The sequence below is a fragment of the Kitasatospora sp. NPDC024654 genome (assembly GCF_055559155.1).
In genome coordinates this window covers 60,326-73,060 of record NZ_JBVHLF010000005.1, presented here as the reverse complement: position 1 = coordinate 73,060, position 12,735 = coordinate 60,326, and the positions used below count along the sequence as shown (strand labels likewise).

The 12,735-nt window shown below is 74.1% G+C and carries 11 protein-coding genes; 7 read left to right on the top strand and 4 right to left on the bottom strand.

The genetic code is table 11. The features are described from left to right. The first annotated feature begins 14 nt into the window (after positions 1-14). Positions 15-695 (top strand): alpha/beta fold hydrolase, encoded by a 681-nt coding sequence (locus ACZ38L_RS04710; protein ID WP_465689227.1) that lies wholly within the window; start codon positions 15-17, stop codon positions 693-695. A gap of 226 nt (positions 696-921) precedes the next feature. Here the strand turns inward: ACZ38L_RS04710 and ACZ38L_RS04705 are convergent, their stop codons facing one another. The 3 genes from ACZ38L_RS04705 to ACZ38L_RS04695 form a co-directional block, all read right to left on the bottom strand. Continuing rightward, positions 922-1,176 (bottom strand): chaplin, encoded by a 255-nt coding sequence (locus ACZ38L_RS04705; protein ID WP_465689225.1) that lies wholly within the window; start codon positions 1,174-1,176, stop codon positions 922-924. Positions 1,177-1,322: 146 nt separating this feature from the next. Further along, positions 1,323-2,576, bottom strand: coding sequence for a sensor histidine kinase (locus ACZ38L_RS04700; RefSeq protein ID WP_465689223.1), 1,254 nt, complete (start codon positions 2,574-2,576; stop codon positions 1,323-1,325). Continuing rightward, complete coding sequence (locus ACZ38L_RS04695) at positions 2,573-3,235, bottom strand: response regulator (protein ID WP_465689221.1); 663 nt, start codon at positions 3,233-3,235, stop codon at positions 2,573-2,575. Before ACZ38L_RS04695 ends, ACZ38L_RS04700 begins: the two co-directional genes overlap by 4 nt. 183 nt (positions 3,236-3,418) lie before the next feature. Between ACZ38L_RS04695 and ACZ38L_RS04690 the strand changes: the two genes are divergently transcribed. Then, entirely contained in the window at positions 3,419-5,254 is a 1,836-nt protein-coding gene (locus ACZ38L_RS04690) for a phosphatidylglycerol lysyltransferase domain-containing protein (protein WP_465689219.1), read from the top strand. Positions 5,255-5,600: 346 nt separating this feature from the next. Next, entirely contained in the window at positions 5,601-6,281 is a 681-nt protein-coding gene (locus tag ACZ38L_RS04685; protein ID WP_465689217.1) for a hypothetical protein, read from the top strand. Between the two features lie 28 nt (positions 6,282-6,309). Here ACZ38L_RS04685 and ACZ38L_RS04680 read toward each other — a convergent pair whose 3' ends face one another. Then, complete coding sequence (locus tag ACZ38L_RS04680) at positions 6,310-9,162, bottom strand: SpoIIE family protein phosphatase (protein WP_465689215.1); 2,853 nt, start codon at positions 9,160-9,162, stop codon at positions 6,310-6,312. A 312-nt stretch (positions 9,163-9,474) separates the two neighbouring features. Here ACZ38L_RS04680 and ACZ38L_RS04675 point away from each other — a divergent pair, with 312 nt between their 5' ends. From ACZ38L_RS04675 to ACZ38L_RS04660, 4 genes are all read left to right on the top strand, one after another. Beyond that, positions 9,475-10,290, top strand: coding sequence for a J domain-containing protein (locus ACZ38L_RS04675; RefSeq protein ID WP_465689213.1), 816 nt, complete (start codon positions 9,475-9,477; stop codon positions 10,288-10,290). 119 nt (positions 10,291-10,409) lie between these two features. Then, on the top strand, positions 10,410-10,736 hold the full coding sequence (locus ACZ38L_RS04670; protein ID WP_396556863.1) for a rhodanese-like domain-containing protein: 327 nt from the start codon (positions 10,410-10,412) through the stop codon (positions 10,734-10,736). Positions 10,737-10,788: 52 nt separating this feature from the next. Next, positions 10,789-11,445, top strand: coding sequence for a DUF5819 family protein (locus ACZ38L_RS04665; RefSeq protein WP_465689211.1), 657 nt, complete (start codon positions 10,789-10,791; stop codon positions 11,443-11,445). Then, the gene (locus ACZ38L_RS04660; RefSeq protein WP_465689209.1) at positions 11,442-12,698 is read left to right on the top strand and encodes an HTTM domain-containing protein; all 1,257 of its coding nucleotides are present in this window, start codon (positions 11,442-11,444) and stop codon (positions 12,696-12,698) included. The genes ACZ38L_RS04665 and ACZ38L_RS04660 overlap by 4 nt, the downstream gene beginning before the upstream one ends. The last annotated feature ends 37 nt before the right edge of the window (positions 12,699-12,735 follow it).

The window sequence follows — 12,735 nt, the reverse complement described above, 5'->3', positions numbered from 1 at the left end:
GGTTGACCGGCGGGGTGCGTTGGTTCGTCCGGCCGGCGGGGGCGCGGGCGGCGGTGCTGCTGCTGCACGGCGGCCAGGAGCACAGCACGGCGGCGGCCCGGCCGTGGCAGCTCGCGGCGGTGCGGATGCGCCCCTTCGCGCGGGCGGTGGTCCGGGAGACGGCCGGCTCGGCGGTGGCGGTCGGGCAGCTGCGCTACCGGCACCGCGGCTGGAACGGCGAGCGGGCGGACGCGGCCCGGGACGCCGCGCTGGCGCTGGACGGGCTGGGCCCGGAGTCGGTGCTGCTGATCGGCCACTCGATGGGCGGCCGGGCCGCGCTGCGGGTCGCCGGGCACCCGCGGGTCACCGCGGTGCTGGCGCTGGCGCCCTGGTGCCCGCCGGAGGACCCGTGCGGGCAGCTGGCCGGCCGCACCCTGGTGGCGCTGCACGGTGACCGGGACCGGACCACCTCCCCCGCCGACACCCGGCGGTTCGCCGCGCGGGCCCGGGCGGCCGGGGCCGCGGTGGCCGGGATCGAGGTGGCCGGCGCCGGGCACGCGATGCTGCGCCGGTCGGCCGACTGGCACCGGGCCACCGCGGAGCTGGCCGCCGGGCTGCTCGGGGTGCGCGAGCTGCCGGCCGAGGTGAGGGCGGCGCTGGCGGCGGACCGGGACGGGACCGGGGGCCTGCGGCTGCCGTTGCCGCCGCGCGGCTGACGGGATCGGCGCGGAAAGCGGAATTCGTTCTGCCGGGCGGGCCCGGGTGACGGTGCGGACCGCGGCCGGGGCGGCGGAATACGGGTGTTTTCCGCCGGGAAATACCGGCCCCTTCGCCCCGGCTCCGGTGCGTCCGGGGAATCGCCGCCCGGTTCCGGATATCGGCCCGGAAAACGCGGCGGCCGGTTCCGCCCGAGGAGGGCGCGGAACCGGCCGTCCGGGCCGGTCAGCCGTTGTTGGTGCAGGTGTTCCCGAAGGCGGGGTTCAGCAGGCTGATCACACCGATGCTGTTGCCGCAGACGTTGACCGGGATGTGGATCGGGATCTGGACCACGTTGCCGGACAGGATGCCCGGGGAGCCAACAGCGGTGCCCTCCGCGCCGGCCGAGGCGCTGGCCGCGCCGGCCCCGCCCAGTACGAGGGCACCGGCGGCACAGGTCAGCACGAGGGCCCTGCGGAAGTCCTTCATGGTGTTCTCCATTCCTTGCGGGATCGAAAGAGGGGTCACGCAGGAACGCTTTCGACCGGGGCTGGCCGAACGCGTTCACTCGCTTACTCTTCGGGGTCGGCACCGGATTCGCTCGTTTCGCCACCCTTCATTCACCCACCCGGAGGAGACCCGGCCCGCTACTCCCGGCCGGCCGGAAGCTCGGTGTGGATCGCGAACCCGCGCTCCGCGGTCGGCCCGGCGGTCATCGAGCCGCCGAGCAGCTGGGCCCGTTCGCGCAGGCCGACCAGCCCGTGGCCACCGCCCGGCAGCGGCGCCGGGTACCCGGGCGTGCGGGCCGGGGCGGGTCCGTTGCTGACGTCCACCAGCAGCCGGCTGCCCCGGACGCCGACCCGGATCCGCACCTCCGCGCCCGGCGCGTGCTTGCGGATGTTGGTCAGCGCCTCCTGCACCGTCCGGTAGGCGGCGCGCTGGACGGCCTCCGGCCACTCCCGGTCGCCGGGGTGCAGCTCGCACTCGGTCGGCAGGCCGCTCTCCTCGATCAGCCGCGGCAGGTCGGCCAGTCGCGGCTGCGGGGCGAGCGGGCCCCCGGCCGCCCGGGCGGCGTCGGTGTCGCCGGCCAGGTCCGCACCGCCGGCCGCCCGCAGCACGCCGACCATCTGCCGCAGCTCCTGCAAGGTGCGCACGGAGAGCTCGCGGATCGTCCCCGCGGTCTGCGCGGTGAACGGGTCGGCGGTGGAGACCTGCAGGCCGCCCGCCTGCACGCTGATCAGGCTGACCTGGTGGGAGACCACGTCGTGCATCTCGCGCGCCAACCGGGCCCGCTCGGTGGCCAGCACCCGCTCGGCGAGCAGCCGGGCCTCGCGCTCCTGGCCGCGGGTGAGCTGGTCCAGCCGGACGGTCAGCTCGCGCCGGGTCCGGGTCAGCATGCCGAGCGCCACCGGGGCGACCCCGAGCAGCAGCGACTGGATCATGGCCAGCCCGTTGACCTGGTTGACCGCCAGCGGGTCTATCGGCGAGTTGCTCTCGGTCACCGACCAGGTGAAGTAGTCGGACAGCGCGAAGGCGACCGCGCACGCCACGGTCAGCGGCAGCCGGGTGCGCCGGGAGGCGACCGTGTAGAGCGCGGTCATCGAGGCCAGCCAGCTCTCGGTGAAGAAGGTCCCGGGCAGCGCCAGCAGCAGCGAGCCGAGCGGCCACCGGGTGCGCAGCAGCAGGCCCAGCGCGGCCGCGCAGTTGAGGCCGGTCTTCCACCAGGCGGTGTTCCGGTCCAGCAGGAACGACTCCAGCAGTGCCAGCAGCACCGGCAGCAGCAGCATCAGCCACGGCCGGGTCAGCCGTTCGCGCAGCGCGGCGGCGGTGTGCGGCGCGGGGGCACGGCGTGGTCGGGGAGCCGCGGCGTGTGAGCCGCCCGGCGGCTCGGTGGCTCTCACTGCTTCGGGGCCTGGACCAGACCGGCCCGGTGCGCGATCACCGCGGCCTGGACCCGGTTGGTGGCACCCAGCTTGCCCAGGATCGCGCTGATGTGGTCCTTGACCGTGCCGGTGCCGAGGAAGAGCCGTTCGGCGATCTCGGCGTTGGCCAGGCCCTGCCCGAGCAGCGCCAGTACGTCCAGCTCGCGGCCGGTCAGGGTGCGGACCTGGGCCAGCGCCGCCGCGTCCGGGCCGCCGCCGTCGACGTAGCCGCCGATCACCGTGCGGGTGACCGCCGGGGAGAGCATGCTGCCGCCGGCGGCCAGGATCCGCACCGCGTGCACCAGCTGGTCCGGCGCGGTGTCCTTGAGCAGGAAGCCGGCCGCACCAGCCCGCAGCGCGGTGCCGATGTACTCGTCGGTGTCGAAGGTGGTGAGCATGGAGACGGCCGGCGGCTCGGGCAGCGCGCGCAGCCGGCGCAGCACCGAGATCCCGTCCAGGTCGGGCATCCGGATGTCCAGGAGCACCACGTGCGGCTTCAGCCGGATCGCGGCCTCCTCGGCCTCGCCCCCGGAACACCCGCCGACCAGCTCCAGGTCGGGGGCGGACCCCACGATCAGGCCGAGGCCCGAGCGGACCAGCAGTTCGTCATCCACGATCAGCACACGGATTGCGGTCACGGTCTCTCCTCACTCTCTCGGGGACGAGCCTAGGGGTTCCTCAGGGTCGAACCCCCGCCGATCGGCGGGGTCCGAATCCGCTGACCGGTTCACGCGTTTCTCATCCGGTGTGAGCCACGATTGATGACGTTCCACCTGGCACATGCGGATGCGCCCAGATACCTGATCGTTTGGAATTGAGCTGTGTCCTCCACCACCAAGCAGCCGGCGTCGGCGGCACCGACCCTGCCCCGGTCCGGTTTCCTCACCCGTCTGCGCCCGTGGGCCGCCGGGGCGACGGTCTGGTACCTGCGGCTGATCGCGCTGCTCAACCTGGTGGCGGTGCTGCTGACGCCGTTCCGCACCACTGTGCGGCACCACTCCGAGGGGCAGTTCTTCACCCCGTACCTGATGACCGCGGGCCTGGCCGCCATGGTGCTCTCGCTCTTCCTCGCGGTGTCGATGCGCCGCCGCAAGCGGGCCGCCTGGATCTTCAACATGGGGCTCGGCGGGCTGACCTTCCTCCTCTACCTGCTGGCGCTCAGCTTCCCGGGCGAGGACCACTACAACCGGCACGGCTTCAACTACTTCTCCACCGTGCTGACCGGCCTGTTCGTGCTGGCCCTGCTGGTCAGCCGGCGGGAGTTCACCTCCAAGGGCGACCGGTCCAACCCGAAGACGGCGGTGGCCACCTTCTTCGGCGGGCTGATCGTCGGTGGCGCGGTCGGGGCGATCCTGGTCGGCTTCTACAACACGCTGCCCGGGGCGAACCTCGGCGACCGGTTCGGCTACGCGATCGCCCGGATGGTCACGGTCGAGCCGTCCGAGCACGTGCTGGACGTGATCAACGTCCCGAGCTGGCTCAACGCCTTCATCAACGCGATGGGCGCGGTGCTCTTCCTGCTGGTGCTGTACGTCGCGTTCCGCAGCCCGCGCGGCAAGGAGCTGCTCACGCCACAGGACGAGCTGAAGCTGCGCGAGCTGCTGGACCGGCAGGGCGAGCGCGACTCGCTGGGCTACTTCGCGCTGCGCCGGGACAAGGCGGTGATCTTCTCGCCGACCGGCAAGGCGGCGATCGCCTACCGGGTGGTCGGCGGGGTCTCGCTGGCCTCCGGCGACCCGATCGGCGACCCGGAGGCCTGGCCGGGCGCGATCGACCGCTGGCTGGCCGAGGCCCGCGAGCACGCCTGGGCACCGGCCGTGATGGGCGCCTCCGAGGAGGCCGGGGTGATCTACGCCCGGCACGGGCTGGACGCGCTGGAGCTGGGCGACGAGGCGATCGTCGAGCTGGACGAGTTCTCCTTGGAGGGCCGGGCCATGCGGGTGGTCCGGCAGGCCTACAACCGGGTCAAGCGGGCCGGCTACACGGTCCGGATCCGCCGGCACGAGGACATCCCCGAGGCGGAGATGGCCGAGCTGCTGAGCAAGGCCGACCGTTGGCGGGACGGCCAGACCGAGCGCGGCTTCTCGATGGCGCTCGGTCGGCTCGGCGACCCGGACGACGGGCGCTGCGTGATGCTGGAGTGCCACGACGCCCAGGGCGAGCTGCGGGCCCTGCTCAGCTTCGTGCCCTGGGGCCCGAAGGGCCTCTCGCTGGACCTGATGCGCCGGGACCGGGAGACCGAGAACGGCCTGATGGAGTTCATGGTCATCGAGCTGCTGGAGCGGGCCAAGGAGGTCCAGCTGGAGCGGGTCTCGCTGAACTTCGCGATGTTCCGCTCGGTCTTCGAGCGCGGCTCGCGGCTCGGGGCCGGCCCGGTGCTCCGGCTCTGGCGCGCGGTGCTGGCGTTCTTCTCCCGCTGGTGGCAGATCGAGTCGCTGTACCGGGCGAACGCCAAGTACCGGCCGATCTGGGAGCCGCGTTACCTGCTGTTCGAGAAGAGCAGCGAGATCCCGCGGATCGGCCTGGCCAGCGCGCGGGCCGAGGGCTTCATCACCGCACCGAGTCTCCCCGCCCTCTTCCGTCGCCGGCACGCGCGGTCGGCCGCCCTGGCGGCCACCTCGGGCTTGCCGGTGGCGGAACGGGATGGGAAGGGCTAGCCCTCCGCCGGGGGGCGGAGGGGGAGCCGTGGAATTGCCGTCGGGGGGACGTTGTTGCGGCGGGTTGTCGGGGCGCTTCGTCAAGACATTGGGACCCTTGGCCGAAAATCGGTTTATCAACCTCAAGGATGAGCCGAGAATGGGCACCAAGGGTGAGTCGAATCCTTTTGCCACTACCTAGGCTGGATCCGGCATCCAAGGCGGCGCGAGTCGTCGGCGGTGAACTGGAAATACTTCGGGGAACAGCATGGGAGAGGAAGTCGTGGTGCAGAGGACCCACCCGGGGGGCGAACGACGGAGGGTTGTCGCGCTGATCAAGCGCGGGGCCGTCGCAGAGTGGGGAACATTGTTCGGTACCATCCGTGACCAGCTGGTACTCAAGCGGTTCGCGGCCATTCCACTGGCGATCACCGCGACGTTCCTGATCCTCCTGTTCAGCATCGTTCAGCACATGCCCGGCGGGGAGGTCCTGGTCACCCGGCTCGGTGTGGTCAAGGCCGCGCTCCCGCTCGACGTCTCGCTGCTGCGCACCCCGTTGTCGCTCTACGTGCCCGCGCTGGACCTGCCGGTCTGGGGGGCGCTGGCCCAGGTGCTGGTGGTCTTCGGCATCGCCGAGATCGTGCTCGGCCGGAAGATGACCCTGCTGGTCGCCTACGCCTGCACGCTGGCCGGCACGCTCTACGCCCGGTTCGGCGTGGAGGTCGGCCCGGACCACCTGTTCGGCTTCCCGGCCTGGGTCGCCCACGTCCGCGACACCGGGCCGTCCGCCGCGGTGGTCGCGCTCGCGGTCTGCGTCGCCTGGAAGTGCCGGGCCTGGGTCACCGGCGGCGCGGTGATCGCCGTCATGGTGGGCGAGGTCGCGGTGCTGCCCAACCTGGCCGGACTGGAGCACGTGGTCGCGATCGTCACCGCGGTGCTGATCGCCGCCTCGCTGGAGGTCTTCGGCAGCTACTGGCCGCGGGTGCTGGGCGACGTGGGCGCCGCCCGGCTGCTCGCCGCCGAGGCCCGGCAACACGCCGTGCTCTGAACCGGGCGCCGGCTGGGCCGGACCCGGTTCAACGTCGCGGCAGCGGTTGCTCGAACCAGACCACCTTGCCGACCGCCTTGCGGGCCGTCCCCCAGCGCTCGGCGAGCTTGCTCACCAGGTTGAGCCCGCGGCCGTTCTCGTCCATCGACTCGGCCGGCTCCAGCGAGGGCAGCATGTGGTTGTCGTCGCTGACCTCGACCAGCAGTTTGTCCACCCGGATCAGCTGCAGCTGGACGTAGTCCCGGGCCACCCGGACCGCGTTCGTGACCAGCTCGCTGACCAGCAGCTCGGTGGTGTCGCTGAGCGCGGCCAGCTGCCAGGCGGCCAGCTGCTCGCGGACCAGGGCGCGGGCCCGGCGGACCTCCGCCCGGTCCACCGCCAGCGTCCAGGTGGCCACCTCGGTCTCCGCCACCCCGTCGAAACGGGCCACCAGCAGCGCCACGTCGTCCTTGCGGTCCTCCGAGTGCAGCCGGTCCAACACCGTGTCGCAGGCCTCGTCGGGGGTGCGCCGCGGGTCGATCAGGTTCCCACAGAGTGCCGCCAGGCCGGCTCCTATGTCGCCACCACGCACCTCGACCAGGCCGTCGGTGCACATCACCAGCATCGAGCCGTCGCTGACCTCGATCGTCTTGGCGACGAACGGCACCCCGCCGACCCCGATCGGCGCGCCGGCCGGGATCTCCAGCAGCTCGCCGGAGCCGTCCGGGTGCACCAGCACCGGCGGCACGTGGCCGGCGCTGGCCAGCTCGCAGGTCCGGTTGATCGGGTCGTAGACCGCGTACAGGCAGGTGGCCAGGTGGTCGTCGCCGAGCTTCTGGGCCAGGTTGTCCAGGTGCCGCAGCAGCTGGCCGGCCGGCAGGTCGAGCGCCGCCAGGGTCTGCATCGCGGTGCGGAAGCGGCCCATCGCGGCGGCCGAGTGCAGGCCGTGGCCCATCACGTCGCCGACCACCAGCGCCACCCGGCTGCCCGGCAGCTGGATCGCGTCGAACCAGTCGCCGCCCACCTCGGCCCGGCGGTCGCCCGGCATGTAGCGGTGCGCGATCTGCACACCGGGGATCTTCGGCGGGCGGGTCGGGATCATCGAGCGCTGCAGGGTGGTGGCGACCTTGGACTCGGCCCGGTGCAGCCGGGCGTTGTCCAGCGAGAGCGCGGCCCGGGCGGACAGCTCCAGCAGGGTGGCCGCGTCGCCCTCGTCGAACGGCGCCCGGTCGGACAGCCGCAGCAGCTTGAGGATGCCGAGCACGGTGCCGCGCGCCGAGAGCGGCAGCACCAGCATCGACCGGCCGGAGACCACCGGGACCAGGCCCGGCCCGCCCAGCGCGGTCGCGTAGTCGGTGGCCAGGTCCTCGGTCACGGTCGGCACCAGCACCGCCTGGTTGCGCTGCAGGGCCATGCCCGGCGGGGTGCTGCGCGGCATCGCCAGCAGCGCGCCCTCGTCCAGCACATGGGCCCAGCTGCCGGAGGAGTCGTGGAAGGTCCGGGCCACCCGGCGCAGCATGGTGTCGTCGTCCGGCTGCTCCTCGGGCAGCTCGGCGTCCGAGATCAGCCGGTCGAGCAGGTCGACGCAGGCGAAGTCGGCGACCCGGGGGACCAGCACCTGGCACAGCTCGCGGGCGGTGGTGTCGAGGTCGAGCGTGGTGCCGACCTTGCCGCCGACCTCGTTCAGCAGTGCCAGCTGGTCGCCGGCCTGGCCGTTGGTCAGCAGCGGGACCAGCTGGTCGTCCAGCGGGATGCCGGCGCGGCCCTCGCCCGGGGCCTCGGCGACGGGGTGATGGGTCGTCAGGGCTGCTCCCTGGGTCGGCGGGGGGACCGGGACCGCGGCGCGCGGGCCCGGCAGGGCGGTGGGACCGGAGCCGGCGCCGGGACCGGACGGCGGGTCGGTGCGGGCCTCGGGGGCGTCGGGGGCGTCGGGGGCGGTGCTGCTGTCCGGGCCGGTTCCGTCCGGGCCGGGCTTGGGGCCGCCGGCCTTGGGGACCGGGACCACCCGCAGCCCGCGGACGCCGGCGGCCGCGGCGGAGCGCTGCTGCGCGGTCGGGTAGCGGCGACCGATCCCCGCGGCCAGCTGGGCCACGCCGGCGGCGGCCGGCTCGTACGGGACCACCGGCAGTCTGGTCGCGGCGTCCATCCACAGCGCCGGCACCCCGGCCGCCGTCAGCTGCCGCAGCAGCGCCCGCTGCCGGGCCGGGCCGACCGGCAGCAGCGGGGCGAAGGCCGCGGCGCCGCTCGGCCCGGCCGGCGCCAGCGCGGCGGCGACCAGGTGGGCGCCGCCCGGCGGTTCACCCGCGGCGGCGTACGGCAGTAGCCGGCGGCCGATCGCGATCCGCGGGCCGTGGGTGCGCAGCACCCGGGCGTCGGCGGCCAGCGCGAGCAGGCCGCGGCCGGCGGGCTCCAGCAGCGGGTAGGCCCACCAGAGCACCGGGCGCAGCCGCTCCTCGCGGTCGGTGGCCGGCATCAGGCCGGCCCAGGCGGTGCCGGTGGCGGTGAGGTTGGCCAGCGCCTCCAGCGCGTCGCCGAGCGCGCCGCCGCGGCGGACCGGCGGCACCGCCCGGCGGGCGGTACCGGGGCGGGTGGCGCCGGGGAGGTCGGGCATGGCGGGCCGGTCGGGCCGGGCGCCCGGCCCGTGCGGCTCGATGGCGGGCAGCAGTCCGGTGGCCGGACGGCCCCGGACGGTCTCGCTGCGGTGGCCGAAAAGCTCCTCGGCGCCGCGGGTCCAGCCGGCGATCCGGCCGTCCGGGTCGACCAGCACGGCGGCCAGCCGCACCATGGCCACCACGCCCGTCGGCTGGTCGGCGGGGCCGGCCTCGGCGGCCGGGAGGACCGGCCCCAGCGCCCGGGGCAGGTCGAAGGGCATGTCCGCTGTGGAGTTCGGGTCGTCCGCCATGGGATCCGTTCTGCTCCCGCCTGGCCGCCCGGCTGGCCGGCCTCACCTGTGCGGCTGTCAGGTATCAGTGCTTACCGCCACCTAGCGAAGCACGGCTCGGCCGCTGACCGGTACCGAAACCACGAGATTCGTCAGTATCAGTTGCGCGTCACCCAGCGTGCGCCGTCCGGCACGCCGTGTCCATCAGTTGGTTGGCCGGTTTTCGTCCTTGCCGGCCGCCACCCCCCGGCGCCGTGACGGCGGGTGGGTGGGGCCGGGCGCCCGGGTAGGGTGGCGGAGCCCGGAGAGACGAGTGATGAGCGAGGCGAGCAGGTGACCGCGGAGAGCCCCGTCCGTTGGACCGACCCCGAGCGGCAGCGGCTGGAGGAGCAGGTCGCCGCCACCGAGATCGCCTGGCTGACCCTGGAGGTCGACGTCGAGACGCTGCGGGTGGAGATCGACAACTTCGCGCTGATCCACCACGAGCGGCTCGGGCCGCTGTACGCGCGGCTGGACGAGCTGGACGCACTGGTGGCGGAGGCCCGGGCGGCGCGGACCGGCGATCCGGAGGACGTCCGGCGGGCCGTGGACGCGCGCCGGGTGGTCGACGAACTGCCCGACCTGGACGCCCTCTTCGACAGTGTGCGGGCGGCCGAGGCGGGGGCGACCGAGGGGGCCGAACCCACCGGGGGGGCCGAGTCGGCCGAGCCGCCGCGGCGGGTGCGGCCCGGCAAGGACGCCCAGCGGCTCTACCGCGAGCTGGCCCGGCGGGCCCACCCCGACCTGTCCACCGACGCGGCCGAGCAGCAGCGCCGCTCGGCGTTCATCGCCCGGGTCAACGAGGCCTACGCGCGCGGCGACGCGCCGGCGCTGGAGGCGCTGGCCGAGGAGTGGTCCACCGCGCCGGAGACCGCACCCGCCCCGGAGGCCGCCGACCGCGGCGACTGGCTGCGGCAGCGGTTGGCCTGGCTGACCGCGCGGATCGGCGAGCTGGCGGCCGAGCAGGTGCGGCTGGAGGCCACCGCGATGGGGTCGCTGCTGCGGATGAGCCCGCAGGACCCGGACCGGCTGCTGGAGGAGCTGGCCGAGGAGTTGCTGGGCCGGGCCGCGGCTCGGCAGGACGAGCTGACCCGGCTGCTGGGGGCGTAGCGGTTCGGGGGCGGCTCTGGGGCGTCCGGGGTTGCTCCGGGAGCACCGGGGCGGGGGACAATGGGCGGGTGCCGGCCCGAGCCGGACCCCCGACCCCGTGACCCCAGGAGAGCCCGAGCATGTTCGCGCAGATCCCCACCGCCCAGGCCGCCGCCGTCCCCGCGGACGCCGTGCTGCTCGACGTCCGTGAGCAGGACGAGTGGGACGCCGGGCACGTCGACGGTGCGCTGCACATCCCGATCGGCGAGTTCGTGGCGCGGATCGCCGAGGTGCCGGACGCGCCGCTGTACGTGCTCTGCCGGGTCGGCGGGCGCTCGGCGCAGGTCGTCCAGTACCTGGTCCAGCAGGGCCGTGAGGCGTTCAACGTGGACGGTGGGATGTACGCCTGGGAGGCGGCCGGCCGGCCGATGGTGAGCAGCTCGGGCGACGCCGCGTACGTGCTCTGACGCGCCGCGCGCGCCGGGTGGGCGGGGCCGAGTGGGTGGGGGAGCACGTGCGATGACGGAGGACGGCACCGGCGGGTCCGGTCCGGGTGAACGGGTCTGGTCGCTGCCCGCGCTGCTGGTGCTGGCGGGCGCGGGGGTGGTGCTGCTGACCGCCACCGTGGCGTTCCTCGGGGCGCTGTTCCTGCAGAACGCGCCGGCCAACACGGTGTCGCAGCGGTACCAGGGGCAGCTGGACGGTCTGGTCTACCCGGAGTTCGAGCAGAACTGGAAGCTCTTCGCCCCCGACCCGTTGCAGCAGAACATCAGCGTCGACGCCCGGGTCCGCACCGCCACGGGCACCGGCCCGTGGATCGGCCTGACCGCCCAGGACATCGCCGCGATCCGCGGCAACCCGGCGCCGAGCCACGTCGACCAGAACCTGCTCCGGCGCGCCTGGGACTTCTACGACAGCACGCACAGCAGCGCCGACGAGAGCTCCACCGGCCCGCGCGGCCCGCTCGCCGAGGAGTACCTGAAGCGGATCGCCCTGCAACGGATCGGGCGGGAGGCGGGCGGCGCACCGGTCACCGCGATCCAGTTCCGGGCCGGCAGCACGCAGATCGTGCCGCCGCCGTGGAGCGCGGGCGGCAAGGGCTGGTCCGCCCAGCCGGTGTACCGGCAGCTGCCCTGGTGGCCGGTAGGCGACGCGGACTACCGGGGGTTGCGATGAGCCGGCCCGGGGCCGAGGACCTGGTGACCGGGATCCCCCGGCAGCTGCGCGGCGCGGCGGCCGGCGCGGAGCCGCGCCCGGCACCCCGGCCCTCCCTGGCGGCGCGGTCGGGTGACGGGCTGGCGGACGGCTTCACCGCGTTCACCGGGCGCGCGCTCGGCCGGTACCAGGCGGCGGTGGTCCGGATCGGTTTCGGGCTGGTCTTCACCCTGCAACTGCTGCTGGAGTGGCCGCACCGCCGCGAGCTGTACGGTGACCGCGCCGCCTGGAGCCTCGACCTGGCGCGCCAACTGCTGCGCGAGGACCACGCGTTCACCGTGCTGGCGTGGAGCGGCGACCGGTGGTGGTTCGAGGCGGTCTACCACCTCGGCATCCTGGCGGGGGTGTTGATGGTGCTCGGGTGGCGGACCCGGGCGAGTTCGGTGCTCTTCCTGGTGACCGTGCTCTCCCTGCAGAACCGCGGCGTGCTGATCGGTGACGGTGGGGACAACATCGTCCACCTGATGGCGATCTACCTGGTCTTCACCCGGAGTGCCGAGGTCTGGTCGCTGGACGCCCGCCGGGCCAGTCGTCGCGTCCGTGCCACCGGGCACGACTGGCCCGGGGTGTTGGTCTGGACGGTGCTGGGCGGGCTGCTGGCGGCCGCGCAACTGGCCGGGCGGATCGGCTGGGACGGGCCGGGCGGCGGGCCTGATCCCGGCTGGGAGGTGTTCTTCTGGACCCTCTGGGGGGTCGCCGGCCTCTGGTACGTGGTCAACCGCCGCCGGCCGCACGGCGAACCCCGGGCCGTGCTGGACGCGTTGGCGAACATGCTGCACAACTGCGCGCTGCTGGTGATCGGGGCGCAGGTGGTGCTGGTGTACGCCACGGCCGGCTGGTACAAGGTGCAGGGTGCCCGCTGGCAGGACGGCACCGCCCTCTACTACCCCCTGCACCTGGACTACTTCACCCCCTGGCCCGGACTCGCCGGGTGGCTGGGGTCGAGCGCGCTGCTGGTCTTCGCGATCACCTACGGCACCGTGCTGGTCCAGGTGGCGTTCCCGTTCACCCTGCTCAACCGGCGGCTGAAGAACGTCCTGCTGGCCCTGATGATGCTGGAGCACCTGGGCATCGCGGTCCTGCTCGGCCTGCCGGTCTTCTCCCTCGCGATGATCGCGGCGGACGCGGTCTTCCTGCCGACGGCGGCCCTGCTGTGGCTGGCGGGACGGGTGCGCGCGAACGTGCGTCGGGTGCGTGCGCTGTTGCTCCGATGAGCGGACGTCAGCCGGGCGGCCGGCGGTAAAGTGTCTG